27 protein-coding genes are annotated in these 25,857 nt (G+C 55.6%); 21 read left to right on the top strand and 6 right to left on the bottom strand.

Annotation, left to right across the window (positions count from 1 at the left end; all coding sequences use genetic code 11):
• Positions 1-182: 182 nt before the first annotated feature.
• Genes tauA through tauD form a run of 4 tightly spaced genes read left to right on the top strand, consistent with a single transcriptional unit; the run spans position 183 to position 3,595 of the window.
• Complete coding sequence (gene tauA / locus C5687_RS01040; RefSeq protein WP_025756238.1) at positions 183-1,145, top strand: taurine ABC transporter substrate-binding protein; 963 nt, start codon at positions 183-185, stop codon at positions 1,143-1,145.
• Positions 1,146-1,155: 10 nt separating this feature from the next.
• Positions 1,156-1,923, top strand: a complete 768-nt coding sequence (tauB, locus tag C5687_RS01035; protein ID WP_104556253.1) for a taurine ABC transporter ATP-binding subunit — start codon at positions 1,156-1,158, stop codon at positions 1,921-1,923.
• Positions 1,920-2,747: a taurine ABC transporter permease TauC gene (gene tauC, locus C5687_RS01030; protein WP_047957848.1), complete on the top strand. Its 828-nt coding sequence runs from the start codon at positions 1,920-1,922 to the stop codon at positions 2,745-2,747. Before tauB ends, tauC begins: the two co-directional genes overlap by 4 nt.
• Positions 2,744-3,595, top strand: a complete 852-nt coding sequence (tauD, locus tag C5687_RS01025; RefSeq protein WP_095441177.1) for a taurine dioxygenase — start codon at positions 2,744-2,746, stop codon at positions 3,593-3,595. Before tauC ends, tauD begins: the two co-directional genes overlap by 4 nt.
• Positions 3,596-3,674: 79 nt before the next feature.
• Here tauD and olsF read toward each other — a convergent pair whose 3' ends face one another.
• Both olsF and hemB read right to left on the bottom strand, forming a co-directional pair.
• Positions 3,675-5,375, bottom strand: coding sequence for a bifunctional ornithine lipid synthase OlsF (olsF, locus tag C5687_RS01020; RefSeq protein WP_047957850.1), 1,701 nt, complete (start codon positions 5,373-5,375; stop codon positions 3,675-3,677).
• A gap of 72 nt (positions 5,376-5,447) precedes the next feature.
• On the bottom strand, positions 5,448-6,422 hold the full coding sequence (hemB, locus tag C5687_RS01015) for a porphobilinogen synthase (protein WP_025756233.1): 975 nt from the start codon (positions 6,420-6,422) through the stop codon (positions 5,448-5,450).
• Between the two features lie 431 nt (positions 6,423-6,853).
• Between hemB and C5687_RS01010 the strand changes: the two genes are divergently transcribed.
• Positions 6,854-9,610: an autotransporter outer membrane beta-barrel domain-containing protein gene (locus C5687_RS01010; RefSeq protein ID WP_104556252.1), complete on the top strand. Its 2,757-nt coding sequence runs from the start codon at positions 6,854-6,856 to the stop codon at positions 9,608-9,610.
• Positions 9,611-9,754: 144 nt separating this feature from the next.
• On the top strand, positions 9,755-10,327 hold the full coding sequence (locus tag C5687_RS01005) for a helix-turn-helix domain-containing protein (protein ID WP_104556251.1): 573 nt from the start codon (positions 9,755-9,757) through the stop codon (positions 10,325-10,327).
• A 2-nt stretch (positions 10,328-10,329) separates the two neighbouring features.
• Here the strand turns inward: C5687_RS01005 and ampH are convergent, their stop codons facing one another.
• A complete protein-coding gene (ampH, locus tag C5687_RS01000; RefSeq protein WP_045285196.1) occupies positions 10,330-11,490 on the bottom strand; it encodes a D-alanyl-D-alanine-carboxypeptidase/endopeptidase AmpH in 1,161 nt (386 codons plus the stop codon).
• 203 nt (positions 11,491-11,693) lie between these two features.
• On the opposite strand from ampH, the gene C5687_RS00995 reads away from it, so the two are divergent.
• From C5687_RS00995 to C5687_RS00985, 3 genes are all read left to right on the top strand, one after another.
• A complete protein-coding gene (locus C5687_RS00995; RefSeq protein WP_059385572.1) occupies positions 11,694-12,227 on the top strand; it encodes a cysteine hydrolase family protein in 534 nt (177 codons plus the stop codon).
• A gap of 114 nt (positions 12,228-12,341) precedes the next feature.
• Positions 12,342-13,562 carry a peptide antibiotic transporter SbmA gene (gene sbmA, locus C5687_RS00990; protein WP_059385573.1) on the top strand — a complete coding sequence of 407 codons (1,221 nt, stop codon included), beginning with the start codon at positions 12,342-12,344 and terminating at the stop codon, positions 13,560-13,562.
• A 14-nt stretch (positions 13,563-13,576) separates the two neighbouring features.
• On the top strand, positions 13,577-14,674 hold the full coding sequence (locus tag C5687_RS00985) for a DUF1615 domain-containing protein (RefSeq protein WP_025756227.1): 1,098 nt from the start codon (positions 13,577-13,579) through the stop codon (positions 14,672-14,674).
• Here the strand turns inward: C5687_RS00985 and C5687_RS00980 are convergent.
• Complete coding sequence (locus tag C5687_RS00980; protein WP_025756226.1) at positions 14,671-14,970, bottom strand: DUF2755 family protein; 300 nt, start codon at positions 14,968-14,970, stop codon at positions 14,671-14,673. The two genes, C5687_RS00985 and C5687_RS00980, sit on opposite strands and share 4 nt — an antisense overlap.
• 249 nt (positions 14,971-15,219) lie before the next feature.
• Between C5687_RS00980 and C5687_RS00975 the strand changes: the two genes are divergently transcribed.
• Entirely contained in the window at positions 15,220-15,456 is a 237-nt protein-coding gene (locus C5687_RS00975; RefSeq protein ID WP_025756225.1) for a DUF2754 family protein, read from the top strand.
• On the opposite strand, the gene ddlA is transcribed toward C5687_RS00975, so the two are convergent.
• Positions 15,453-16,553, bottom strand: a complete 1,101-nt coding sequence (gene ddlA / locus C5687_RS00970) for a D-alanine--D-alanine ligase (RefSeq protein WP_047957856.1) — start codon at positions 16,551-16,553, stop codon at positions 15,453-15,455. The two genes, C5687_RS00975 and ddlA, sit on opposite strands and share 4 nt — an antisense overlap.
• A gap of 103 nt (positions 16,554-16,656) precedes the next feature.
• On the opposite strand from ddlA, the gene C5687_RS00965 reads away from it, so the two are divergent.
• From C5687_RS00965 to adrA, 6 genes are all read left to right on the top strand, one after another.
• Positions 16,657-17,340 carry an extensin-like domain-containing protein gene (locus C5687_RS00965; protein ID WP_104556250.1) on the top strand — a complete coding sequence of 228 codons (684 nt, stop codon included), beginning with the start codon at positions 16,657-16,659 and terminating at the stop codon, positions 17,338-17,340.
• Between the two features lie 168 nt (positions 17,341-17,508).
• The gene (locus tag C5687_RS00960) at positions 17,509-18,696 is read left to right on the top strand and encodes a multidrug efflux MFS transporter (RefSeq protein ID WP_104556249.1); all 1,188 of its coding nucleotides are present in this window, start codon (positions 17,509-17,511) and stop codon (positions 18,694-18,696) included.
• Between the two features lie 181 nt (positions 18,697-18,877).
• Complete coding sequence (gene iraP, locus C5687_RS00955) at positions 18,878-19,138, top strand: anti-adapter protein IraP (protein ID WP_045285202.1); 261 nt, start codon at positions 18,878-18,880, stop codon at positions 19,136-19,138.
• Between the two features lie 99 nt (positions 19,139-19,237).
• Entirely contained in the window at positions 19,238-20,653 is a 1,416-nt protein-coding gene (phoA, locus tag C5687_RS00950; RefSeq protein WP_104556248.1) for an alkaline phosphatase, read from the top strand.
• Positions 20,654-20,742: 89 nt separating this feature from the next.
• Positions 20,743-21,063 carry a phosphate starvation-inducible protein PsiF gene (gene psiF / locus C5687_RS00945; RefSeq protein WP_047957859.1) on the top strand — a complete coding sequence of 107 codons (321 nt, stop codon included), beginning with the start codon at positions 20,743-20,745 and terminating at the stop codon, positions 21,061-21,063.
• Between the two features lie 102 nt (positions 21,064-21,165).
• On the top strand, positions 21,166-22,269 hold the full coding sequence (adrA, locus tag C5687_RS00940; RefSeq protein WP_104556247.1) for a diguanylate cyclase AdrA: 1,104 nt from the start codon (positions 21,166-21,168) through the stop codon (positions 22,267-22,269).
• A gap of 16 nt (positions 22,270-22,285) precedes the next feature.
• Here the strand turns inward: adrA and proC are convergent, their stop codons facing one another.
• Positions 22,286-23,095: a pyrroline-5-carboxylate reductase gene (gene proC / locus C5687_RS00935; RefSeq protein WP_025756217.1), complete on the bottom strand. Its 810-nt coding sequence runs from the start codon at positions 23,093-23,095 to the stop codon at positions 22,286-22,288.
• Between the two features lie 97 nt (positions 23,096-23,192).
• Here proC and C5687_RS00930 point away from each other — a divergent pair, with 97 nt between their 5' ends.
• The 5 genes from C5687_RS00930 to ppnP all read left to right on the top strand — a co-directional run bounded on the left by C5687_RS00930 (position 23,193) and on the right by ppnP (position 25,830).
• Positions 23,193-23,651, top strand: coding sequence for a YaiI/YqxD family protein (locus C5687_RS00930; RefSeq protein WP_047957860.1), 459 nt, complete (start codon positions 23,193-23,195; stop codon positions 23,649-23,651).
• Between the two features lie 144 nt (positions 23,652-23,795).
• On the top strand, positions 23,796-24,320 hold the full coding sequence (aroL, locus tag C5687_RS00925) for a shikimate kinase AroL (protein WP_047957861.1): 525 nt from the start codon (positions 23,796-23,798) through the stop codon (positions 24,318-24,320).
• Between the two features lie 44 nt (positions 24,321-24,364).
• A complete protein-coding gene (gene yaiA / locus C5687_RS00920) occupies positions 24,365-24,556 on the top strand; it encodes a protein YaiA (RefSeq protein ID WP_008503272.1) in 192 nt (63 codons plus the stop codon).
• A 237-nt stretch (positions 24,557-24,793) separates the two neighbouring features.
• The gene (locus tag C5687_RS00915) at positions 24,794-25,471 is read left to right on the top strand and encodes an AroM family protein (RefSeq protein ID WP_008503271.1); all 678 of its coding nucleotides are present in this window, start codon (positions 24,794-24,796) and stop codon (positions 25,469-25,471) included.
• A 71-nt stretch (positions 25,472-25,542) separates the two neighbouring features.
• Entirely contained in the window at positions 25,543-25,830 is a 288-nt protein-coding gene (ppnP, locus tag C5687_RS00910; RefSeq protein ID WP_008503270.1) for a pyrimidine/purine nucleoside phosphorylase, read from the top strand.
• Positions 25,831-25,857 lie beyond the last annotated feature (27 nt).

Raw genomic sequence — 25,857 nt, 5'->3', positions numbered from 1 at the left:
TTAAAAAAATTACTGGGGATCCCTCAGCCCACAGGGAGAGAGAAAAAACACCGCACAAAATTCACTATCCTTTCCCGCTTTTTATCTAAAAACGAATGGTTATTAGCGATTCATTTTAATTCCTTTATCAAAATTCCTCCGCCGGAAATACTGCCCTCATAACAACAAGGGGAGCAGGCATTATGGCAATTTCATCGCGAATCACACTACTCGGCGCCCTGGCGCTGTGGGCATTTCAGGCGCAGGCGGTGGACGTCACCGTCGCGTATCAAACCTCTGCGGAACCGGCGAAAGTCGCGCAGGCGGATAACACCTTTGCCAAAGAGAGCGGCGCAAAAGTTGACTGGCGTAAGTTCGACAGCGGGGCGGCCGTGGTGCGCGCGCTGGCGTCCGGCGATGTGCAGATCGGCAATATCGGATCCAGCCCGCTGGCGGTCGCGGCCAGCCAGCAGGTACCGATTGAGGTGTTCCTGCTGGCGTCACAGCTCGGTAACTCCGAAGCGCTGGTGGTGAAGAAAAACATCACCAAACCGGAAGATCTGATCGGCAAGCGTATCGCCGTGCCGTTTATCTCCACCACTCACTACAGCCTGCTGGCGGCGCTCAAACACTGGGGCATCAAACCGGGTCAGGTACAAATTATCAACCTGCAGCCGCCGGCCATTATCGCGGCCTGGCAGCGCGGCGATATTGACGGGGCTTACGTCTGGGCACCGGCCGTGAACGAGCTGGAAAAAGAGGGCACCGTGCTGACCGACTCCGAAAAAGTGGGCCAGTGGGGGGCGCCAACCCTCGACGTATGGGTCGTGCGTAAAGACTTCGCTGAGAAGCATCCTGAGGTGGTGAAGGCCTTTGCCAAAAGCGCCATTGACGCCCAGCAGCCCTACATCAGCAACCCGGATGAGTGGCTGAAGCAGCCTGCCAACCTGGAAAAACTCTCCCGCCTGAGCGGCGTGCCGGAAGCGGACGTGCCGGGGCTGGTGAAGGGTAATACCTATCTGACCCCCGCGCAGCAGGTACAACAGCTGACCGGGCCGGTAAACAAAGCGATTGTGGATACGGCCACTTTCCTGAAAGAGCAGGGCAAAGTGCCCGCTGTGGCGACGGATTACAGCCAGTATGTGACCGACCGCTTTGTGAAATAAGGAGTCCGCCATGCTGAATATTACAAATCTGTCTGCCGATTACGGTGGTAAACCCGCGTTAGAAGAGATCAACCTGACGCTGGACAGCGGGGAGTTGCTGGTGGTGCTGGGTCCGTCCGGGTGCGGGAAAACCACGCTGCTGAATCTGATCGCCGGGTTTGTGCCGTATCGGCATGGCACCATTCAACTGGAAGGCAAAAGGGTGGAGGGCCCGGGCGCCGAGCGCGGCGTGGTGTTCCAGAACGAAGGGCTGCTCCCCTGGCGCAACGTGCAGGAAAACGTGGCATTTGGGCTGCAGCTTGCGGGCGTCAGTCGTGAAAAAAGGCTGACCATCGCGCGGGAGATGCTGAAAAAGGTGGGGCTCGAAGGGGCCGAAAAGCGGTTTATCTGGCAGCTTTCCGGCGGCCAGCGCCAGCGGGTCGGCATTGCCCGCGCGCTGGCGGCCAACCCGCAGCTGTTACTGCTGGATGAACCGTTCGGCGCGCTGGATGCGTTCACCCGGGAGCAGATGCAAACCCTGCTTTTACGCCTGTGGCATGAAACGGGCAAGCAGGTGCTGCTGATCACCCATGATATTGAAGAGGCGGTATTTATGGCCACCGAACTGGTGCTGCTATCACCGGGGCCGGGTCGCGTGCGGGAGCGCTTACCGCTGGATTTTGCCCGCCGCTACGTTGCGGGGGAACCCGTGCGCAGCATCAAATCCGATCCGCTGTTTATTGAACAGCGTGAATACGTCTTAAGCCGCGTGTTTGACCAACGGGAGGCTTTCTCATGAGCATTGTCTTCAGTGAAAAAACGCGCCGCACGCGCCTCAGCTTACGCTGGCCGTTCTCCCGCCAGATCACGCTCAGCGTGGGGACGTTGCTGGCGTTACTCGCGGTGTGGTGGCTGGTTGCCGCGCAGGCGTGGGTCAGCCCGCTGTTCCTGCCGCCGCCGGGACAGGTGCTGGCCAAACTGATTACCATCGCCGGGCCGCAGGGCTTTATGGATGCCACGCTCTGGCAGCATCTCGGTGCAAGCCTGACGCGCATTCTGGTGGCGCTGCTGGCGGCGGTGGTGCTGGGTATTCCGGTCGGCATCGCGATGGGGTTAAGCCCGACGGTGCGCGGCATTCTTGACCCGCTGATTGAGCTTTACCGCCCGGTGCCGCCGCTGGCGTATCTGCCGCTGATGGTGATCTGGTTCGGCATTGGTGAAACGTCAAAGATCCTGCTGATCTATCTGGCGATTTTTGCCCCGGTTGCCATGTCCGCTCTGGCGGGGGTGAAAAGCGCCCAGCAGGTAAGGATCCGCGCGGCGCAGTCGCTGGGTGCCAGCCGAACGCAGGTGCTGCTGTTCGTGATTTTACCGGGCGCGCTGCCGGAGATTTTAACCGGGTTACGCATTGGACTTGGCGTGGGCTGGTCAACGCTGGTGGCGGCTGAGCTGATCGCCGCCACGCGGGGATTAGGGTTTATGGTGCAGTCGGCGGGAGAGTTTCTGGCGACTGACGTGGTGCTGGCAGGGATCGCGGTGATCGCCGTGATCGCCTTCGGATTAGAACTGGGGCTGCGCGCGTTACAGCGCCGTCTGACGCCCTGGCATGGAGAAATACAATGAGTGAACGTCTGACCATTACCCCACTGGGGCCGTTTATTGGCGCGCAGGTGTCGGGCCTGGATGTAACCCGTCCCCTGAGTGACAACCAGTTCGAGCAGTTGTACCATGCGGTGCTGCGCCATCAGGTTGTATTCCTGCGCGAGCAGGCGATCACCCCGCAGCAGCAGCGTGCGCTGGCCCTGCGCTTTGGCGATCTGCATATTCATCCGGTTTATCCGCATGCCGAAGGGGTAGAGGAGATTATCGTCCTGGATACCCACAACGATAACCCGCCGGATAACGATAACTGGCATACCGATGTGACCTTTATCGAGACGCCACCGGCCGGGGCGATTCTGGCGGCGAAGCAGCTGCCGGAAACGGGAGGCGATACGCTGTGGACCAGCGGTATCGCGGCTTATGAGGCGCTGTCGGCACCGTTCCGGACGTTGCTGAGCGGCCTGCGGGCGGAGCATGACTTCAAAAAGTCGTTCCCGGAATACAAGTACCGGAAAACCGAGGCGGAGCATCAGCGCTGGCTGGAGGCGGTTGCGAAACATCCGCCGCTGCTGCACCCGGTGGTGCGCACCCATCCGGTCACGGGCAAGCAGGCGCTGTTTGTGAACGAAGGGTTCACGACGCGCATTGTGGACGTGACGGAAAAAGAGAGTGAGGCGCTGTTAAGTTTCCTGTTCGCGCATATCACCAAACCGGAGTTCCAGGTGCGCTGGCGCTGGCAGGAGAACGATCTGGCAATCTGGGATAACCGCGTGACACAGCACTATGCCAATGCAGACTATCTGCCCCAGCGGCGGATTATGCAGCGGGCGACGATTTTAGGGGATAAACCGTTTTACCGTGCATCTTGATTGCCGGGTGGCGGCGTTGCCTTACCCGGCCTACGTTTGAATGTAGGCCCGGTAAGCGTAGCGCCACCGGGCAATGGGGTTAAAGGTGCGCCTCAATATACCGCTGATAGCGGTTCGCCTTGAGATAACACAAATCCACCAGCACCAGCCCGTCGACGCAGTCGCTGAACGACGGGTCGCTGCCAAAATCAATAAACTGCACGCCGCCGGGTTCGCAAAGCTCGGAATACTGCTTGTAGAGTGGCGGAATACCGCAGCCAAGATTGCCGAGCAGGGATTTCAGCTTCGTCAGATCGTCCACGTAATCCACGCCGCCAAACTGCGCCAGAACGTCCGGCAGGGAGGCCGGGTAAGGCTGACGTGACGCGGCGAGCGGATGCGTCGCCGGGAACCACAGGCGGTAAAAGGCCACCAGCAGATCCCGTGCGGCAGGCGGTAAGCCGCCGGAAATGGAGACCGGGCCAAACAGGTAGCGATAGTGCGGATAGCGCGCCAGGTAAGCCCCAATGCCGGACCATAAATAATCCAGGCCGCGGCGACCCCAGTAGCGCGGCTGAATAAAGCTGCGCCCCAGCTCAATGCCGTGTTCCAGCACGTCCTGCATTTTATCGTCGTAGTGGAACAGGCTGTAGCTGTACAACCCTTCCAGACCGCGACGTTCAACCTGGCTGGCGGTTGGCATAAAGCGATATGCGCCGACGATCTCCAGATCCTCATCATCCCAGAGGATCAGGTGCAGATAATCATCATCGTAACGGTCAGTGTCCCGACGTTTACCGCTCCCTTCCTCCACCGCGCGAAAAGCAATCTCGCGCAGACGGCCCAGTTCGCGCAGCAGCGGGGCATCTTCCTGGCCGTTGCGCTGCCAAAGATAGATCGTTTTACCGTCACTGGTTTTGCCCAGACATTCGGCCTGCGCCAGCGCGCGTTTCAGGGTGGCACGATCTTCCGGACGGGCAATGGCGCACTGGGTTTTAAAGACGCCAGGCACTCCCTTGCCAAGACGCATCACGTGCTGACGACACTGCTCGGCCATCTCACGCGACGAAAGGGTGGCGCTATGCCAGTGATGCCATGCAATCTGCTGGCCGATTTTTATCGGCAGCTGGCTGTGACGGCGGCGAAACATCTGTTGCATCAGCAGCAGCATCGACAGCGTCGGGGAGAGCAGCGTGCTGGCATAAAAGAGCAGGCTGTTGTGGGCCTGAATATGTACCGGAAGCAGCGGGACGCGCAGCTTGCCGGCGAGTTTAATAAATCCTGGGTGCCATTTTTTATCGCGAATGCCTTTGCGCGTGGGGCGAGAGACTTCGCCCGCCGGGAAGAAGATCAGCACGCCCGCATTTTGCAGATGCTGTTCCATCTGCACCAGAGACGTTTTCGCCGTCCTGCCGCCCATATTGTCTACCGGGATAAACAGCGAGCTGAGGGGCTCAAGGTGGGTCAGCATCCGGTTAGTGACGACTTTAACGTCGCGCCGCACGCGGGAAACGGCGTACAGCAACGCCAGCCCGTCCAGCGTCCCTGTCGGGTGGTTGGCAATAATGACCAGCGGGCCATGTTCGGGGATTTGTTCGAGGTCGCGGGCGGAAATGGTGCAGACGATATCAAGATGTTCCAGAACCTGCTCCACCATATCCAGCCCTTTCAGGTGGCGGTGGGCGGCGGCAAACTGCTGAAATTCGTCTTCGTAAAACAGTCTTTTTAACAGACTTTTTTGCCAGGGTGCAGGCCTCGCCTGAGGCCAAAGATCGTCGAGAACGCTATCGAGGCTAAACATGGTCACTCCTCCTGCCGTCTTGCCCAGACAGTAGAAGGAGGAGATGTCGGTTGTATTGCAGTTTGGTGAAGATTAGCGGAGGATTTTTTTCTCAGCCAGATCCAGTGCGAAGTAGCTGAAGATCAGATCCGCACCCGCGCGTTTGATCGCCCCCAGGCTTTCCAGGATCACTTTCTCTTCGTCAATCGCACCCGCCAGCGCGGCGAACTTGATCATCGCATATTCACCGCTGACCTGGTAAGCGCCCAGCGGCAGCTCGGTACGCTCGCGGATGTCGCGCAGAATATCCAGATACGCGCCAGCCGGTTTCACCATCAGGCAATCAGCACCCTGGGCTTCATCAAGCAGGGATTCGCGGATCGCTTCCCGACGGTTCAGCGGGTTCATCTGATAGGTTTTACGATCGCCCTTCAGCGCGGTACCGGCAGCTTCACGGAACGGGCCGTAGAAGGAAGAGGCAAATTTGGTGGAGTAGGACATGATGGCGGTGTCGGTAAAGCCCGCCGCATCCAGAGCCTGGCGAATTGCCTGAACCTGTCCGTCCATCGCGGCTGAAGGGGCGATGAAATCGGCTCCTGCAGCGGCCGCGACGACAGCCTGCTTGCCCAGGTTCAACAGGGTGGCATCGTTATCCACGCCATGATCGCACAGCACGCCGCAGTGGCCGTGCGAGGTATATTCGCAGAAGCAGGTGTCGGACATCACCACCATTTCCGGCACGGTCTCTTTGCAGATCCGCGACATGCGGGCGACGAGGCCATCCTCTTTCCACGCGTCGCTGCCGGTCGCGTCGGTATGGTGGGAGATGCCGAAGGTCATCACCGAGCGGATCCCCGCGTTGGCGATACGTTCGATCTCACGCGCCAGATGCTTCTCAGGAATGCGCATCACGCCAGGCATGGCTTCGATGGCCTTGTAGTCATCAATCTCTTCTTCGACAAAAATCGGCAACACCAGATCGTTTAAGGTCAGGGTTGTCTCTTCAAACATGGCGCGCAGTGCAGGTGACTTGCGCAGGCGGCGGGGGCGTGCAATTAAATCGGTCATGGTATGCCTGATGTTTGTGGAACAAAGAGGGCTAGTGTACATCAAAGTGGCGGCTGTGGTTTTACGAAAGTGGGCTTTTTGTTAATGCGAAATGCGCGCTGCGATGTTTCAGGCGATGACTTTATATAACGAGAAAAGCGCGGTTTTAACGGCGTGAAGTATTGGTGAAATTTCTGTATTGAAATAGATATATCATAAATAATGATTTCTTATTCTTTAAAATATTCCCTGTGCTTATGGCGTTTATTTTCCATGTGACTGTTTTGTCGTGTTTGTTTACCCGTTTTTGATGCTGTTTGTCTGTATCCGGACTTAATTGAATCATTCATTGAACCTTTTCGAAATGAAAATGCATAATTCGCTGCGCAATAAAATATTGCCAAATGATTTGATGGACAAACTTGCTTACGTCCCTGAGGAGGGATGACCCAATGCAAACATGGAAAAAGAAACTGGTTGTATCTCAACTTGCATTAGCCTGTACCCTGGCTATCGCTTCTCAGGCCAATGCGAAAGATATTTCCGGCACGACATATAATATTTATGGATATGATAATACCGTGACGACACCCTGGTATTATGGGTATGCTGACTGGGATTACGCTGGTGACAGCCATGACGGTGATATTTATCCGGTGATTAATAAATCCACCGTGAATGGCGTTATTTCAACGTACCATCTGAACGATGGTGCTAATGGACAAACGCATTCGCTGAGTATATCTAACAGCACGATTAATGGCATGATCACTTCTGCCTGCATGGATACCACTTGTACCGAAAATGATGGAACTCAGTACGATCGCTTTAGCCTGACGGTGGATAACACGACCATCAACGATGCCTATGAGCACTATGCTTATGATGTGGTTGACGGTAATAGCACTGAAGCGCACTCTCTGGATACTTACGCGCTGGGTAATGCCATCACGCTTGATGTTGAATCGGATATTGTCATTCAGAATAATTCCCACATAGCGGGTATTACGCTGACGCAGGGAACGCAGGAACGAGACAACACACCGTATGATAACGTTGAAGGGGTGGCCAACAGCAGCAATGTCTTCACCAATACCCTGGTGGTAAAAGACTCTGTTCTGACATCTGGCGCCTATAGCGATCTGGGCACCAGCGGGTTCTACGGCCAGACGGCGAAGCCGAGTGATTATGGTGAAAATAATGCCACCGCGGCAGACGACGCGGCGCTGATCGTTGCTGCCGGTGCGTCTGACAACGCGATGCAAACGACCGCGACGTTTGATCACTCCACCGTGACGGGCGATATTCTCTTCTCCAGCACCTTCGACAATAACTTCTACGAGAATGGGGATCCGGTAACCGATACCACCGCAGACGGCGTGTATAACCCAACCACCAACGGCTGGGATGGCACCGATAAACTGGATGTCACGCTGACCAACGGCAGCAAATGGGTGGGTGCTGCGCAGTCCAGCGTGGAAGCCATCAGCACGTCACAAATGTATGGCCAGGGATACAGCAATGTTGACTGGCGAGCGCTCTCTCCGAACAGTATCTGGCCGGATTCCACCTACGACAGCAACGGTCACGTTGCAGGGGAGGAGGTTTATCAGAGCGGTCTGTTTAACGTCACGCTGGATAACGGCTCTGAGTGGGATACCCGTAAGCAGTCGAATATCGATACGTTGAAGGTAAACAACCAGTCGCAGGTGAATGTTGAAAACTCTGGCCTGCTGGCGGATACCATCACCCTGACCAATGCCTCATCATTGAACGTGGGCGACAGCGGTGGCGTGGCGACCGACCATCTGTATCTGGACAGCTATAGCCGTGCGGCACTGACGGAAGAAACGGCGGAACTGTATGCCAACACCATCACCGTCGATAACGGTGCTGAGCTGGCACTGGGACTGGGTCAGGTTGATACGCACAATATGGTACTGACCGATGGCGGTGTGCTGAATGTAGCCAGCCGTGATTACGTGCTGAACAGCGATCTGAACAACGCACGCTATACCACTAACGATACGCACAAAGCCGATTACGACTATGGTGTTGTGGCGCTGAATTCTGACGGCCATCTGGCGGTGAACGGTGATGTCGCAGGCAACTACAAGGTGCGTATCGACGATGCGACGGGGGCCGGTTCCGTTGCCGATTACAAAAACAGAGAGATCGTCCGTGTCTATGACAATAACGCGGATACAGCGGCCAGCTTCACTGCCGCCAACAAAGCCGATTTAGGTGCTTATACCTATCAGGCGAAGCAGCAGGGGGACACTGTCGTTCTGCAGCAGAAAGAGCTAACCGACTACGCCAATATGGCGCTGAGCATTCCTTCTGCTAATACCAACATCTGGAACTTGCAGCAGGATACCGTAGGGACGCGTCTGACCAACAGCCGTCACGGTCTGGCGGATAACGGCGGGGCGTGGGTGAGCTACTTTGGCGGCAACTTCGACGGTGACAACGGCGTTATCAGCTACGATCAGGACGTCAGCGGCATTATGGTGGGTCTGGATACGCAGATCGACGGTAATAACGCGAAGTGGATCGTCGGTGGCGCGGCAGGGTTCGCGAAGGGGGATATCAGCGATCGTACCGGTCAGGTTGATCAGGATAGCCAGACGGCGATGATCTATGCCTCAGCGAAGTTTGCGAACGATATGTTCCTCGACAGCTCACTGAGCTATACCCGTTTCAATAATGATCTTTCCGCAAATATGAGCAACGGTCAGTACGTGGACGGTAATACCACGACAGATGCGGTAGGCTTTGGAATGAAACTGGGCTATGACTGGAAACCCAGCCTGTCTGGCTACGTGACGCCATACGCTGCCGTCTCGGGCCTGTTCCAGTCGGGTGATGATTACCGTCTGAGTAACGACATGCGCGTTGACGGGCAATCTTACGATAGCCTGCGTTATGAACTCGGCCTTGATGCGGGATACACCTTCAACTACAGCGGTGACCAGGCTCTGACGCCATACTTCAAACTGGCCTGGGTCTATGATGACGCTGATAACAATGCTGATATTAACGGTGACAGCATCGATAACGGCGTAGAAGGTTCCGCTGTGCGCGTGGGACTGGGGACACAGTTCAGCTTCACGAAGAACTTCAGTGCTTACACGGATGCCACTTATCTGGGCGGCGGCGACGTTGACCAGAACTGGGGCGCCAATGTGGGCGTGAAATATACCTGGTAATGTCTGTCAGCGGGGGGAATTATCCCCCGCTTTTTTATCGATAAAAATAAAAAATAATATTGAACCGACAAATACGGATGTCTTGAGGTCTGCACGAGCGTTAATGCGAAACCACTTGCTGAATTAAGCCGGCTCGAACAGTGTCTGATAGCAGCCAGTACCCCTTTTCAATCTGCGCCACAACAATTCATTCTATCCGGTGAGTGTAATGAGCCCCGCACGATCGTATTACAAACCGGTATAATTGATATTTATCGTCATTCTGATGAATTGCTGGTGGGTATGGCAAAATCGCCATTTATTTTGGGCCTGTCCACCGTGATGATTAAACATTGCCAGAAATACAACGTGGTCGCCAAAACACCCTGCACGGGATTTTATTTATCGTCTGACACCACCCGGCAACTCATACAACAGAATGCGCTCTGGAAAGAGGCCTTCAGTTGGTTATCGTGGATAAATTACCTTCTTGCGAAACGCGATATGCAACTGGTGGGAAATAATTCCTACCACCAGATCCGCGCCATGCTGCTGAATATGGCGGAGTGGGATGAAACGCTGCGCTCAAAAATTGGTGTAATGAATCATATTCAACAAAGCACCCGAATTTCGCGCTCGGTGGTGGCAGAGGTTCTCGCCGCGCTTCGGCAAGGAAACTACATCAACATGAGCCGGGGCAAGCTGGTTAGCATCAACCGCTTGCCCATGGAGTATTAAGATCAGTTCGACGCGGTGAGCACCTGGGCTTTATTGGCGCTCAGTTCAGCCACTAAGTTATTAATACCGTCACTCATATTGACGAAACGCGTATGCGGCGAGCGGGTGACCACCACAAACGCCCCCACGTTTGACTGTGGGATCATTGCCATATAGGTAATGAAGCCCCCGCCGCCGCCCGTTTTTTGGATAATACCCGGACGGCCATTTTTCGGCGCCATATAGACCCAGCCCAGGCCGAGAGCATCGGCTTTACCCGGCACGTCCATCCCGATGACGCGGTTCAACTGCGTACGCTGATAAATCAGGGTCTGCATCCGATCGGCCTGGCTGTTGCGAGTGTAGAAATCCGAGGAGAGGAACTGCTGCATCCAGCGCATCATATCACCAGGGGTGGAATACACCCCACCGCTGCCCACGGCTGCCAGCGTGTTATTACAGGGGCTTGCGCCTTTCTCGGCCACCATCAGACGACGGCACTGATCCGGGGAAGGGGTAAAGGTGGTGTCTTTCATCCCCAGCGGACGGGTGATCTGCTCTTCAAACAGCTGAGGGTAGGGTTTGCCGGCCGCCGTTGAGAGGGCATCCGCCAGCAGGTCAAATGCCAGGTTTGAATAAGAGGCCTGCGAACCCGGCGCCACCTTCAGCGTGGCGGTACTCAGGTAACTCCAGCGCTGGTCGCGCGTAGGCCAGACAAAGACGTCACGATGCGCCGCGCCGCCAGGCTGCTCACGCGGCAGGGCACTGGTATGGGTGGCAAGGTTCACCAGCCGGATCGGTGTCCCCTGATATGTCGGTACCCGCGCGCCCGGGGGCGCATATTTGCTGAGCGGGTCGTCGAGTTTCACCACGCCCTGGTCGAGGAGTTTCACCAGCATTTCGCTGGTCATCAGCTTGGTTAAGGACGCGATGCGGATAACGGAATCCAGCTGCGGGCGAACGTTATTACCCGGGCGCGTTTCGCCAAAGCTGCGGAACACTCGCTGGTTGCCGTCGATCACGACCAACGCCATCCCGGTCGCGCCGCTGCCGTAATAGATTAAATTCGCGTAGCGATCGGCAATATCAGAAGCTAAAACCGGCGCCGTCAGCGGTTGGGCTGCCTGGGCGGTAGAAAAGCTCACCGCACACAGCGCGGCAAAAAAGAGCAGACAACGTTTCAACGAAGAGCATCCATGAAGTGAATGAGGAAAGTAATGGGTATTTATACTACTAATCGATGTCGCGCAATGCCCCGAATTACATAACATAGCGAGAAAAACGTAACCATGGGTAAATATAAACAATTTACTCAGGCGCCATCTCCCATTTTGTGACATCGGGCTTATGATAGGCACCAGTGTCACTCAATTTTACGGAGAACGGTATGTCTGAGAAGCGTGTGGTGATGGTTGTCGATATGCAGCAAGGGGTGTTTGAGACCCCTCGTCTTCAGCGAGAAATATGTGTTTCGCGTATTAACCAGCTTACGCAGGCGGCCGATACCGTCATCTTTATTCAGCACACGGAAGAAGGTGGGCTTGAGGAGGGGAGCGAAGGGTTTGCCCTGCTTCCCGAGCTGGACCAGCCAGCCGGCGCGTTTTACGTGACGAAGACCGCCTGTGATGCCTTTTACAACACCGGGCTTGAGACGCTGCTGCGTGAGCAGGGCATTCGCGAGTTTGTGATCTGCGGCTGCGCCACGGATTATTGTGTTGACGCGACGATCAAGAACGGCGTCAGTCGGGGGTATCACATCACTGTCGCAGAGGATGCCCATACCACATCCAACCGCCCGGCTGCAGAAGCACGGATCCTGATCAACCACCACAACGACGTCTGGCGTAACTTCATTGCGCCAGCGAATCCTCTCGCGGTGAAACGCACCGAAACAATTCTCGAAAACTGGAAAGCGAACTAATTATCAACCCCTGGGTCTGACCTTTTTGCCTGAGTCGGGAGACTGGCTCAGGCAGATTTTCGTGTGGTGATGTGTTGTACACAGCAACAGCCATAACAACAAGAAGGAAGCATTATGTTTAAGTCTTTTTTCCCAAAGCCGGGGCCTTTTTTCCTGTCGGCATTTATTTGGGCACTGATCGCTGTCATTTTCTGGCAGGCGGGCGGCGGCGCGTGGCTGGCTCGCATTACCGGCGCGACGGGCGAAGTACCGATTAGCGCCGCGCGCTTCTGGTCGCTGAGCTACCTGCTGTTTTACGCCTATTACATGGTATGCGTGGGGCTGTTTGCGCTGTTCTGGTTTGTTTATTCTCCGCACCGCTGGCAGTACTGGTCAATTCTCGGCACATCGCTGATTATCTTTGTGACCTGGTTCCTCGTGGAAGTGGGCGTGGCGGTGAACGCCTGGTATGCGCCGTTCTACGATCTGATCCAGACTGCCCTCAGTTCACCGCATAAGGTGACCATCAACCAGTTCTACCATGAAGTGGGGATCTTCCTCGGTATCGCTCTTATTGCGGTGGTCATTGGCGTGATGAACAACTTTTTCGTCAGCCACTACGTTTTCCGCTGGCGTACCGCTATGAACGAACATTACATGGCGCACTGGCAGCACCTGCGCCATATCGAAGGCGCCGCGCAGCGTGTGCAGGAAGACACCATGCGTTTCGCCTCCACCCTTGAAGACATGGGTGTCAGCTTTATCAATGCCATCATGACGCTGATTGCTTTCCTGCCCGTGCTGGTAACGCTCTCGGCGCACGTGCCGGATCTACCGATTGTTGGTCATCTGCCGTATGGTCTGGTGATTGCCGCGATTGTCTGGTCGCTGATGGGAACGGGTTTGCTGGCGGTGGTGGGGATCAAACTGCCGGGACTGGAGTTTAAAAATCAACGCGTCGAAGCCGCATACCGTAAAGAGCTGGTTTACGGTGAAGACGATGCCAGCCGCGCCTCGCCGCCGACCGTCCGCGAGCTGTTTGGCGCCGTGCGTCGTAACTATTTCCGTCTCTACTTCCACTATATGTATTTCAACATTGCGCGTATTTTGTACCTGCAGGTGGATAATGTTTTCGGTTTGTTCCTGCTGTTTCCGTCGATTGTTGCGGGTACGATTACCCTCGGTCTGATGACGCAGATCACCAATGTTTTCGGTCAGGTTCGCGGGTCGTTCCAGTACCTGATCAGCTCCTGGACCACGCTGGTGGAGTTGATGTCCATCTACAAACGTCTGCGCAGCTTTGAACGCGAGCTGGACGATCGTGACCTGCAGGAAGTGACCAATACGTTTAGCTAATACAGGGAGTTGCTATGTCTTTTGCCGTACCGCGCGCGTTACCGTTGTCTTTACTGGCCGCCCTTGTCCTGGCGGGCTGTGCCGAAAAAGGGGCCGCTCCGCTGAAAAAAGGGGAGAAGCCCGTCGATGTGGCAAGCGTGGTACGGCAGAAAATGCCCGCCAGCGTGAAGGATCGCAACGCCTGGGCAGATGCTCTGGCAAAAACCTTTGAGAGCCAAAAGATTGCCCCCACTGAGGAGAATATCTGCTCGGTGCTGGCGGTGGCGCAGCAGGAGTCGATGTATCAGTCAGACCCGGTTGTGCCGGGTCTGAACAAAATTGCCTGGAAAGAGATCGACCGTCGCGCGGAATCCATGCATATCCCGGTATTTCTCGTGCACACCGCGCTTAAAATCACCTCGCCGAACGGCAAAAGCTACAGTGACCGGCTGGATACGGTGAAAACCGAAAAACAGCTCAGCGCCATTTTCGATGATTTCATCAACATGGTGCCGATGGGGCAGAAGCTGTTTGGCTCACTTAACCCGGTGCATACCGGCGGCCCGATGCAGGTGAGTATTGCGTTCGCAGAGAAGCATACTGACGGCTACCCGTGGAAAATCGACGGTACGGTGCGCCAGGAGGTCTTCTCCCTGCGCGGTGGACTGTGGTTTGGCACATATCATCTGCTGAACTACCCGGCGAACTACGATGAGCCGCTATACCGCTTTGCCGACTTTAACGCGGGCTGGTATGCCAGCCGTAATGCGGCATTTCAGAGTGCGGTCAGCCGCGCAAGCGGCGTGAAGCTGGCGCTGGATGGCGATCTCATCGCTTACGGAAGCAGCGAGGCGGGAAGCACCGAACTGGCAGTGCGGAAATTATCGACAACGCTTGGCATGAGCAACAGCGACATCCGCCGTCAGCTTGAGAAAGGCGACAGCCTGGCATTTGAGAAAACGGATCTGTACAGAAAGGTGTTTGCGCTGGCAGAGAAGAAAAGCGGGAAAACGCTACCGAGGGCTATCCTGCCGGGGATCCAGCTTGAAAGCCCGAAAATCACGCGTAACCTGACCACCGCATGGTTCGCAAAACGCGTGGATGACCGCCGGGCTCGCTGTATGGGCCTTTAATGGCGACGGCGAAAGCGCAGAACTAACGCCACCACGCCGAGAATCATACACCCCGCGAGGAAGGGGATCAGACCGAACAGGGTGCTGACACCCAATCCAATCTCAACCCGCGGGCGTCCGTTGTCCTGGACCTGCATCAGGTGTTCATAAACGCCTGGCGCATGGACCAGCATATTGAGCAGCTGCGAGCCGGCCCAGAAGCAGAACAGGACAAACAGGGCATAAGCGATATTACCCGCCGTGGAGGTTTTTGGTTTGCCGCCAAAAATCGGTTTCGACAATGTAAAGTCAGCCATATGACCTCCCGAAAATATCACTCTGTTTCAATAAGCCTCTTACGGGGTGAGTTTGACAGGTCATCGCATTTGTCAATATCAGAATCGTGGTAATTTCCCTGCCGGAATTCTCCTGGATTGTTGATTTCTGCAGCACATCACAATTTTGTCACTTAAGTGAAATTGCGTCGCGTTTCAGATTTTCCGCATCTGCCACAGACCTGACCGTAAAACTGTGAGAGGATGTCTTTTTTTCCTGCCGGAGTTGTTATGAAGCTCACGTCCAAACTACGCCGAGACTGGCACTACTACGCCTTTGCTATCGGGCTCATCTTTATTCTTAACGGTGTCGTGGGCCTGCTGGGATTTGAGGCAAAAGGGTGGCAAACCTATGCTGTTGGACTGGTGACCTGGGTCATCAGTTTCTGGCTGGCGGGGTTGATTATCCGCCGTCGTCCTGAAGAGACGACAGCGGATGAGACGGAAACGGCGAAGAGAGCCGATTAACCGTTTACGGAACTTTTCAGCGCGCTGTCGGCGGCGTGACGCTCCAGCGCCAGTTCAATCAGGCGGGTGATCAGGTCTGAGTAGCTCAGGCCGCTGGCCTGCCACAGTTTCGGATACATGCTGATGTTAGTGAAGCCCGGCAGCGTGTTGATTTCATTGATCACCACCTCGTTTTCCGGCGTCAGGAACACATCCACGCGCGCCATGCCGCAGCAGCCGAGCGTCTGATAGGCGCGAATGGCGATCGCCCGGATCTTATCGTTGATCTCCGGATCGATAGCCGCAGGCACAACGACCTGGGCGCCTTTGTCATCAATGTATTTGGTGTCGTACGAGTAAAAGTCGCTGTTTAAGACCACTTCACCGCAGGTGCTCGCCTGTGGAAAATCGTTGCCCAGAACGGCGCATTCAATTTCACGGCCTTTGATGCCCTGCTCAATCACCACTTTATGGTCGAACTCAAACGCCAGACGGACGGCCTCGGTAAACTGTGCCTCGTTTGTCACTTTGCTGACACCCACGGAGGAACCCTGGTTGGCTGGCTTCACAAACAGCGGCAGACCCAGCTGTTCGCTAATCTGCGCGAAGCTGTGTTTGTCGCGGTTGGCGCGGGTCAGGGTGACGAACGGCGCAATATTCAGCCCGGCATCGCGCAGCAGGCGTTTGGTGACGTCTTTGTCCATGCAGGCGGCGGAACCGAGAACATCCGAGCCGACGAACGGTAGGTTGGCCATGCGCAGCATTCCCTGCAGAGAACCATCTTCGCCAAGGGTGCCGTGAACGATTGGGAAAACAACGTCAATCTGGGCGAGAGCCTGCGCATTGCCTGCGTCGATGAGTTGTCCCTTCACGACGCCGGGTACGGTGGCGACGCTAATTTCCGAAGGATTAAGGGCGATATGCGCCGGATCGTGGGCATTCAGCAGATACTGGCTGGCATCGTTAACGTGCCACTGACCCTGTTTATCAATGCCCAGCAGCACCACGTCGAAACGGCTTTTATCGATCGCATCGACGATATTTTTGGCCGATTGCAATGAAACTTCGTGCTCCGCTGATTTTCCCCCAAAGACAATACCTACGCGCTGCTTAGCCATCTCACTCTCTTCCAGTCTGACGAAAAGCCAATAACATACCACGATGCCCGGCGGGTTTCGCGACCTTCTGCCATAATGTTTTGGGGAATGTTGAGGGGGGAGAGTGAAAGGAAAAACGCTTCTGACCGTTTTGATTCTTATCGCAGTCGCAACGGTGGGTTACCACTGGTTGCCGCCTTACTACAACCCTTTCATACCGCTGACGCTTGACGACCCACCCGGCCGAATCACCCAGTATAAGCTGCGGCGTTTAACCCCCGAGGCGTGCGCGAGTCTGCTGTCCCAGGCTAACCAACGCGCGATAATCCGCTCCCAGCCGGTGGCGGACAGCGGCGGAGCGTGCCCGCTTAACAACGTCGTGCGCGTGCGCGATTTTGGCCCGGTCAGCCTGAACAGCAGTTTCCTTGCCAGCTGTCCGCTGGCGCTCGGTTCAGCGCTCTATATCCATCAGCAGGCCCGGCCACTGACAAAACGCTTTATGGGCAGTGACCTGACGCGCATCGATCACCTCGGCAGCTTTGCCTGCCGCAATATTTATCACCGCCCCGACGCGCGACGCAGTGAACATGCCACGGCGGAGGCGCTGGATATCGCCGCGTTTCGGCTGGCAAACGGAGAGCGCGTCACGGTGCTGAACGGCTGGAAGGGAGCAAAAACGCAACCATGGCTTAAGGCCATGCTGGCGGCGAGCTGTGGTTATTACGGGAACGGCCTGGGACCGGAGTATAACGCGGCGCATGCCAACCACTTTCATCTGGGGATGCGCGGTTTCGGGCTCTGCCGCTGAAGCATAATATTCCGTCAGAAAATGGATGAATTGTGACTTATTTCACAAATATGATGACTGGGAAGATAAAACACCAAAGTCTGTCGGGCCGCATCTCTGGTGCGACGTCAACACGCGTAACTTGCTAATCTGTCGGCGAATTCGCCTAAAAATGAAGATTGTTTCTTTATGGAATCCTGGAAAGTTAATCTCATCTCGGTCTGGTTCGGTTGCTTCTTTACCGGGCTTGCCATCAGCCAGATCTTGCCGTTCCTGCCACTGTACGTTTCACAGCTGGGGGTGACCTCACATGAAGCGCTTTCCATGTGGTCCGGTCTGACCTTCAGCGTCACGTTTCTGGTGTCCGCGATTGTGTCGCCGATGTGGGGCAGCCTGGCCGACCGGAAGGGCCGGAAGCTGATGCTGCTGCGCGCTTCGCTCGGGATGGCGATCGCCATTCTGCTGCAGGCCTTTGCCACCAACGTCTGGCAGCTGTTCTTCCTGCGGGCGGTGATGGGACTGACTTCCGGGTATATTCCCAATGCCATGGCGCTGGTCGCCTCTCAGGTACCGCGTGAGCGGAGCGGCTGGGCGCTGAGTACGCTCTCCACAGCCCAGATAAGCGGCGTTATCGGTGGCCCGCTGCTGGGAGGCTTTCTGGCGGACCACGTCGGGCTGCGCGCGGTATTTATCATCACTGCGGTTCTGCTGGTGATCAGTTTTCTGGTGACGCTCTTTCTTATCAAAGAGGGCGGCCGCCCGGTTATCAGCAAGTCTGAACGCCTGAGCGGTAAGGCCGTGTTCGCCTCGCTGCCTTATCCGGGGTTGATGATCAGCCTGTTTGTGACCACCATGGTTATCCAGCTCTGTAACGGTTCGGTGGGGCCGATTCTGGCGCTGTTTATTAAATCGATGGAGCCAGACAGCAACAATATTGCGTTTCTCAGCGGGATGATTGCCGCCGTGCCGGGCGTATCGGCGCTGATTTCCGCGCCACGTCTTGGAAAACTGGGTGACCGGATCGGCACCGCGCGCATTCTGATGGCGACGCTTTGCTTTGCGGTGGTGCTCTTTTTCGCCATGTCGTTTGTCACCTCTCCGCTGCAGTTGGGCGTCCTGCGTTTTCTGCTCGGCTTTGCCGATGGTGCCATGTTGCCTGCGGTACAGACCTTGCTGGTCAAATATTCCAGTGACCAGGTGACCGGGCGTATTTTTGGATATAACCAGTCATTTATGTATCTGGGGAATGTTGCCGGTCCGCTTATTGGCGCATCCGTTTCGGCGATGGCGGGTTTTCGTTGGGTATTTGCTGCCACGGCGATGGTTGTTTTAATCAATATTATCCAGCTGGCAATTGCGCTGCGCCGCCGCAGATAAATGGCGGAGGCGAAATCGGCGAGATAACCGTATCGCTTTTTAATAGAAAAACGTTTCGCTGGTCGTGATGGGCATTTATTTTTATGCCCACATCACTTTTGCATACCATAATAAATATCTTCTCTTTGCATAACCGATTCAGAATGCTAACTTCAGACAAAACTGATAAGGAAATAGCACGATGAAAAATCTGATTGCGGAATTGCTGGTCAAGCTTGCACAAAAGGAAGAGGAATCAAAAGAGCTGGTCGCCCAGGTCGAAGCGCTGGAAATTGTGGTTACCGCGCTGCTGCGACAGATGGCGAAAAGCGAGCAACAGGCGTTGATTGAGAGCGTGGAAGGTGCGCTGGAGAGCGTCAGGCCTGAATCGCAGGTGCCGGTTGAGGATGCAGAGATGCTTCATCAGTACGTAAAGAAGCTGTTAAGGCATCCGCGCAGCTAAACCGTCACAGGACGTAACGACGTGTCATAGAATTGTCATGCAGGATGCCTATAGTCGCTCTGTTTTTATTTTTATGTATTTGTACATGGAGAAAATAAATTGAAACAGAGCGCACTTTTCATTGCATTACTTCCCCTGTTATTTACCCCTGCCATTTATGCTGACACCCACCAGACTCACGTGCTGGATAATCGTGCAGCCAAAGGGGATATCACCCAGCCTGGCGGCGCGCGCCGATTGTCGGAAGATCAAACCGCCGCTATTCGCGCTTCGCTTAATGAAAAACCCGCGAAAAATATTATTCTGCTTATCGGCGATGGAATGGGTGATTCCGAAATCACGGCGGCGCGAAATTATGCTGAAGGTGCGGGCGGCTTTTTTAAAGGTATCGACGCATTACCCCTGACCGGACAATATACCCATTATTCGCTGGATAAAAAAACCGGTAAACCGGATTACGTAACCGATTCGGCGGCCTCGGCCACGGCGTGGTCCACGGGCGTGAAAACCTATAATGGCGCGCTGGGTGTCGATATTCACGAAAAAGATCATCAAACGATACTGGAGATGGCAAAAGCAGCAGGGCTGGCAACCGGCAACGTCTCCACCGCTGAGCTTCAGGACGCAACACCTGCGGCGCTGGTGGCCCACGTCACCTCCCGTAAATGCTATGGCCCGTCAGTGACCAGCGAAAAATGCTCCACGAACGCGCTGGAAAAAGGCGGCAAGGGTTCCATTACGGAACAGCTGCTGAATGCGCGTCCTGACGTCACCCTGGGCGGCGGCGCGAAAACCTTCGCGGAGACCGCGACGGCGGGCGAGTGGCAGGGCAAAACGCTGCGCGAGCAGGCACAGGCTCGCGGCTATCAGCTGGTGAGCGATGCCCGCTCTCTGGCGGCGATAACCGAGGCAAACCAGGACAAACCGCTGCTGGGGCTTTTCTCCGACGGCAACATGCCCGTGCGCTGGGAAGGGCCCAAAGCCTCTTATCACGGCAATATCGATAAGCCTGCCGTAACCTGTACGCCTAACCCGAAACGTACTGACAGCGTACCGACGCTGGCGGCGATGACCGATAAAGCGATCTCGCTGCTGAGCAAGAGCGAAAAAGGATTCTTCCTGCAGGTAGAGGGCGCGTCGATCGATAAGCAGGACCACGCGGCCAATCCGTGCGGCCAGATTGGCGAAACGGTCGATCTGGACGAAGCGGTGCAGAAGGCGCTCGCGTTCGCGAAAAAAGAGGGTAACACACTGGTGATCGTCACCGCGGACCATGCGCACGCCAGCCAGATCATACCGGCGGATACCAAAGCCCCGGGCCTGACGCAGGCGCTGAACACCAAAGATGGTGCCGTCATGGTGCTGAGCTATGGTAACTCGGAAGAAGAGTCCATGGAGCACACGGGCACCCAGCTGCGCATTGCCGCCTACGGCCCGCATGCGGCCAACGTGGTAGGGCTGACCGATCAGACGGATCTGTTCTACACCATGAAGGCGGCACTGGGTCTTAAATGATAAAAGCCCGGCGGAAATCACATCTGCCGGGTGGTTTTTTTCCTGTCACGAACCAGACTTACAGGGAATGTTCACAAAAGGATGGTGCAATGAAAACAACATTACTGGTCACTCTGCTTTCTGGTCTGTTCCTGGTCGCATCGGCGAACGCGGAAGAGAAAACGTTAACGCCGCAACAACAGCGTATGACCACCTGTAATCAACAGGCGACGTCACAAAGTCTGAAGGGGGATGCCCGTAAGACCTATATGAGCGACTGCCTCAAAAACGGTGCTTCGAAGCCTGATGAAAAAAGCCTGACGCCGCAGCAGCAAAAAATGCGCGAGTGTAATGCGAAGGCAACCGAGCAGTCCCTGAAAGGGGACGACCGCAGCAAGTTTATGAGTGCCTGTCTGAAGAAAAAAGTGTAGTTCTAACGGGTGAGCGGCTCCGGCGGCTCACCCGAAATTTCATACTTTCCCCGCAGACCCCCTCTCTATAATTTGGGAAAATGTTTCAGAATATTCCCAAAAATGATGAATGATGAAACGTATTACAACAAAAAGCGCATTCGGGAAGAGTGGAATTTAACCCTTTCTCAGGATGACCCTCACCGAGCCGGCATTCAATTTGCCCGGCGGGTTCGGCTGGCGCGCGCTGTCGGGCTGGCAGTCATGTTTTTTCCCATTGCCGGAATGCTGGTCACCCATTTCTTACCCGGTGGCTGGTGGCTGTTACTGGTGGGGTGGTCCTTCGTCTGGCCCCATTTCGCCTGGCAACTTTCCTGCCGTGCCGCTTCACCGCATCAGCAGGAAATCTTCAATCTGAAGATCGATGCCATTATCGCCGGGGTCTGGATTGGTCTGATGGGGATGAATGCGTTGCCCACCGCCGCGCTGGTGATGATGGTGGGGATGAATATGATGGGCTCTGGCGGTTGTCGTCTGTTTGTACCGGGGATCTTCCTGACACTGCTTTCCGCGCTGGTGACGCTGCCGCTGGCCGGACGGATAGTTTTCTTCACTCCCGATCCGGTGGAGTGGGGGTTAACGCTTCCCGTACTTGTGCTTTATCCCATGCTGTTTGCCTGGCTCAGCCACCGCACCGCCGTCAGGCTTGCAGAGCATAAACGGCGGCTGGAAATGATGAGTACCCGCGACGGCATGACCGGGGTCTTTAATCGCCGGCACTGGGAAATGCTGCTGCGAAATGAATTTGAGCAGTGCCGTCGCAACCACTGCACCGCCACGATACTGCTGATTGATATCGACCATTTCAAGAACATCAACGATACCTGGGGGCACGATGTGGGCGATGAGGCGATCATTGCCATTACGCGCCAGCTGCAGATGTCGGTGCGGGCAGGGGATGCTATCGGCCGCTTTGGCGGGGATGAATTTGCGGTGATTATGTCTCAGACCGCGGCGGAAAGCGCCATCGCCGTCATGTCCCGGGTACACGAGCGGCTGGAAAAACTGTCGTTACCGTGCGCGCCAAAAGAAGCGCTGCGCATAAGCGTAGGCGTTGCCCCCTGGGGGCCGCAGTTTGGACATTATCGGGAATGGCTGAAGGCGGCTGACGTCGCGTTGTACAGGGCGAAAAATGCCGGGCGCAGCCGCACCGAAGTGGCTGCCTGACGCCCGGCGGAGGTCATCAGGATTTACTGAGCTTCTCTGATTTTTCCATGCATTTTGCCATCGCTTCAATGACCGCCGAGCGGAACCCGCGCTCTTCCAGCACCCGCACCGCTTCAATGGTGGTACCGCCCGGAGAGCAGACCATATCTTTCAGTTCACCAGGGTGTTTGCCGGTCTCCAGCACCATTTTGGCGGAGCCCATGACGGCCTGGGCGGCGAACTTATACGCCTGCGCGCGCGGCATACCGCCAAGCACCGCGGCGTCGGCCATCGCTTCTAAAAACATAAAGACATACGCCGGGGCAGAACCACTCACGCCGACCACCGGGTGGATCATCGGTTCGGCAATCACTTCCGCCTCACCGAAGCAGCGGAAGATGTTCAGCACATCGGCCACTTCCTCTGAGGTCACCAGCGCGTTTGGCGTGACGGAGGTCATGCCGGCGTTCACCAGTGAAGGGGTATTGGGCATCGCGCGGACGATTTTGCGGTCGTGGCCCAGCGCGCGCGCCAGCTGATCGAGCGTGATGCCAGCGGCAATCGACACCACCAGCGTCTCTTTATTCAGGCTGGAGGTGATGTCGCTCAGCACTTTGATCATGATGTTCGGCTTAACGGCACCAAAGACGATATCGGCGACCTGGGCCACTTCCTGCGCGCTTTCGGCGGCGTTGATCCCGTATTGATCGCGCAGCGCGGCGACCTTGTCCGGTGACGGGGTATAGACCCAAATCTGACCCGGCAGTACCTGCCCGCTGGCGATCAGGCCGCCCAGAATGGCTTTGCCCATGTTACCGCAGCCGATAAACCCGATTTTCTTGTCCATCACGATCCTCCGTCATTATGCGTTGTTTTCTCTGATTGATAGCTTAACAACGAAATGCAGGCGACAATAGTCGGCAGAGTCATTATGGGGAGACAATATGGCGATTTGGGTTGATGCGGACGCGTGTCCGAATGTGATTAAAGAGATTTTGTTTCGCGCTGCCGAGCGCGTTCAGATGCCGCTGACGCTGGTGGCGAACCAGAATATTCGTGTACCGCCATCGCGGTTCATCCGCTCGTTGCGGGTTCCTGCGGGGTTTGACGTGGCGGACAACGAAATTGTGCGTCTGTGCAGCGCGGACGATCTGGTGATCACGGCGGATATTCCACTCGCCGCTGAAGTGCTGGAGAAAGGGGCGGCGGCGCTCAATCCGCGCGGCGAACGTTACTCGCCATCGACCATTCGGGAAAAGCTCACGATGCGCGATTTTATGGAGACAATGCGGGCCAGCGGCGTCCAGACCGGCGGACCGGACAGCCTGTCACAGCGCGATCGCCAGCAGTTCGCTGCCGAACTGGATAAATGGCTGCTGGAAGTGAAGCGCCGCACTGCGTAATGATAATTATTGTCAATTTGTGGTGCAGTGTGACCTCCACAGGGTTGTCATCCCGTACCGCTTTGCAGTAAAGTAATCGCAACATCTTCTGCAATTATTTCTTTACACTCTTCAGCCATCCGGCATCAAGGGGAACACCTGGTTATGACCCAACCCATCTTTTTAGTTGGCCCCCGCGGCTGTGGGAAAACCACCGTTGGTCTGGAGCTGGCACGCGTGTGTCATCGCCAGTTTGTGGATACCGACCACTGGCTGCAAACCGAGGCCGGTAAAACCATCGCCGACATTGTTGAGCAGGAAGGGTGGGAGAGTTTTCGCGCACGCGAAACGGCCGCGCTGAAAGCAGTCACCACGCCATCAGCGGTGATTGCGACCGGCGGAGGCATTGTTCTGGCAGAGTGCAATCGTCGCTTTATGCGCGAGAAGGGGATTGTTATCTATCTCAGCGCGCCGGTGTCGGCTCTGGTCGGGCGTCTGGAGGCGTTTCCGGAAGAGGGGCAACGCCCGGCGCTGACCGCCAGACCGCTCAACGAAGAGGTGAGTGAAGTGCTGGCCGAACGCGATGCCCTGTACCGCGAAGCGGCTCATCACATCGTGGATGCGTCAGCGACGCCCGAAGACGTTGTGATTCAGATTATTACCGCCCTGCGATTGGCGTGTGCCAGCTAAGCGGCGTCTATACTTATAGCTCAGACATAATAGAAGGATGAGCTATGCCAACCAGACCTCCCTATCCGCGTGAAGCGCGCATTGTTACCGTTGAAAAAGGCCAGACGGGTCATACCGTGACCTGGTATCAACTGCGTGCCGATCACCCCAAACCGGACTCGCTGATCAGTGAACACGAAACTGAACAGGAAGCGCTGGATGCGAAACGGCGCTACGAAGATCCCGACATAACCTGAACGTTTTCCTAAACGCTCCAGAATCGTGCCTGAATCACACTTTTTACTCATCGGGAAAGTTAAGCAGGAGTTAATATTTAGTTATTACAAGTAACTCCGGTATCGGCAGGCGATCTTTACATTTCGATGTCGGGATCACCTGCTACGCTTGGTGCTGTTTTGTTGAAAAAACGAACTGTGCAGCGTAGTGAGCCTGTACCTGTGTGCACGATGTTGGAGTAATGGAAGGCGATAAAGATGAAGGCAACGTTGGCGATCCTCACCATTGGTGTGGTCCCTGTAAGCGAAGTGTTACCGCTCTTAACCGAGCATGTATCTGAACAACAGATAACGCATCTCAGCCTGCTGGGCAAGATGAGTCGGGAAGAGGTCATGGAAGACTACGCTGTAGAGGCGGGGGAGGATCCCCTGGCGACGTTATTAAGTGACGGTAAACTGGCGCATGTTTCCCGCCAGAAGATCGAGCGATCGCTACAGGGCGTGATAGAAGTGCTCGATAATCAGGGTTATGACGTGATTTTGCTGATGAGTACCGCACCCATTAAGGGACTCACGGCGCGCAATGCGATTTTGCTGGAGCCGATGCGGATCATACCGCCGCTGGTGGCCTCGATTGTTGATGGTCATCAGGTGGGGGTGATTGTCCCCATCGAGGAGCTTATGGACAATCAGGAAGCAAAATGGCACGTACTTGAAAAAGTGCCCTTATACGCACTGGCTAATCCGTTCTGGGACAGTGAGGCCAAACTCATTGCTGCCGGGAAGGAGCTGCTCGAAAGAGGGGCCGATGTCTTGATCCTGGATTGCCTGGGTTTCCACCAGCACCACCGTGATTTACTGCAAAAAGCGCTGGATGTGCCCGTGCTGTTATCCAACGTTCTGATGGCTCGCCTGGCCTCGGAGCTTTTGATGTAATGATTTTGCGTGACAGGTGATGAGCATGGCCCCTATAGTGAATTTTTATCTAAAAATATAAGGGCCAGTTCATGCTTCAGAGTAACGAATACTTTTCCGGTAAAGTGAAATCCATTGGTTTTACCAGCAGCAGTACTGGCCGCGCCAGTGTTGGCGTGATGGCGGAAGGGGAGTACACCTTCGGCACGGCGGAAGCGGAAGAGATGACGGTGGTCAGCGGGGCGCTGAACGTCTTACTGCCGGGTGAAACGGAATGGAAAGTTTACGCTGCCGGACAGGTTTTCAACGTGCCTGGTCACAGTGAGTTCCATCTGCAGGTCGCTGAACCGACCTCTTATTTGTGCCGCTACCTGAAATGATTTTATTCCCTCTCCCCCATGGGGAGA

The sequence above is a fragment of the Enterobacter sichuanensis genome (assembly GCF_002939185.1).
Classification (GTDB): domain Bacteria; phylum Pseudomonadota; class Gammaproteobacteria; order Enterobacterales; family Enterobacteriaceae; genus Enterobacter; species Enterobacter sichuanensis.
The sequence above is the reverse complement of the archived record's forward strand: the minus strand, read 5'-3'. Positions and strand labels throughout refer to the sequence as shown.

Bases quoted from the DNA above. Each gene is read 5' to 3' on its own strand.
- proC (WP_025756217.1), bottom strand. From the start codon at position 23,095: ATGGACAAGAAAATCGGGTTTATCGGCTGCGGTAACATGGGCAAAGCC.
- C5687_RS00930 (WP_047957860.1), top strand. From the start codon at position 23,193: ATGGCGATTTGGGTTGATGCGGACGCGTGTCCGAATGTGATTAAAGAG.
- ddlA (WP_047957856.1), bottom strand. From the start codon at position 16,553: ATGGCTAAGCAGCGCGTAGGTATTGTCTTTGGGGGAAAATCAGCGGAG.
- tauD (WP_095441177.1), top strand. From the start codon at position 2,744: ATGAGTGAACGTCTGACCATTACCCCACTGGGGCCGTTTATTGGCGCG.
- C5687_RS00975 (WP_025756225.1), top strand. From the start codon at position 15,220: ATGAAGCTCACGTCCAAACTACGCCGAGACTGGCACTACTACGCCTTT.
- C5687_RS00960 (WP_104556249.1), top strand. From the start codon at position 17,509: ATGGAATCCTGGAAAGTTAATCTCATCTCGGTCTGGTTCGGTTGCTTC.
- iraP (WP_045285202.1), top strand. From the start codon at position 18,878: ATGAAAAATCTGATTGCGGAATTGCTGGTCAAGCTTGCACAAAAGGAA.
- ppnP (WP_008503270.1), top strand. From the start codon at position 25,543: ATGCTTCAGAGTAACGAATACTTTTCCGGTAAAGTGAAATCCATTGGT.
- aroL (WP_047957861.1), top strand. From the start codon at position 23,796: ATGACCCAACCCATCTTTTTAGTTGGCCCCCGCGGCTGTGGGAAAACC.
- tauA (WP_025756238.1), top strand. From the start codon at position 183: ATGGCAATTTCATCGCGAATCACACTACTCGGCGCCCTGGCGCTGTGG.
- sbmA (WP_059385573.1), top strand. From the start codon at position 12,342: ATGTTTAAGTCTTTTTTCCCAAAGCCGGGGCCTTTTTTCCTGTCGGCA.
- adrA (WP_104556247.1), top strand. From the start codon at position 21,166: ATGATGAATGATGAAACGTATTACAACAAAAAGCGCATTCGGGAAGAG.
- olsF (WP_047957850.1), bottom strand. From the start codon at position 5,375: ATGTTTAGCCTCGATAGCGTTCTCGACGATCTTTGGCCTCAGGCGAGG.
- yaiA (WP_008503272.1), top strand. From the start codon at position 24,365: ATGCCAACCAGACCTCCCTATCCGCGTGAAGCGCGCATTGTTACCGTT.
- tauC (WP_047957848.1), top strand. From the start codon at position 1,920: ATGAGCATTGTCTTCAGTGAAAAAACGCGCCGCACGCGCCTCAGCTTA.
- hemB (WP_025756233.1), bottom strand. From the start codon at position 6,422: ATGACCGATTTAATTGCACGCCCCCGCCGCCTGCGCAAGTCACCTGCA.
- C5687_RS01010 (WP_104556252.1), top strand. From the start codon at position 6,854: ATGCAAACATGGAAAAAGAAACTGGTTGTATCTCAACTTGCATTAGCC.
- tauB (WP_104556253.1), top strand. From the start codon at position 1,156: ATGCTGAATATTACAAATCTGTCTGCCGATTACGGTGGTAAACCCGCG.
- C5687_RS00980 (WP_025756226.1), bottom strand. From the start codon at position 14,970: ATGGCTGACTTTACATTGTCGAAACCGATTTTTGGCGGCAAACCAAAA.
- C5687_RS00915 (WP_008503271.1), top strand. From the start codon at position 24,794: ATGAAGGCAACGTTGGCGATCCTCACCATTGGTGTGGTCCCTGTAAGC.
- C5687_RS00985 (WP_025756227.1), top strand. From the start codon at position 13,577: ATGTCTTTTGCCGTACCGCGCGCGTTACCGTTGTCTTTACTGGCCGCC.
- psiF (WP_047957859.1), top strand. From the start codon at position 20,743: ATGAAAACAACATTACTGGTCACTCTGCTTTCTGGTCTGTTCCTGGTC.
- C5687_RS00995 (WP_059385572.1), top strand. From the start codon at position 11,694: ATGTCTGAGAAGCGTGTGGTGATGGTTGTCGATATGCAGCAAGGGGTG.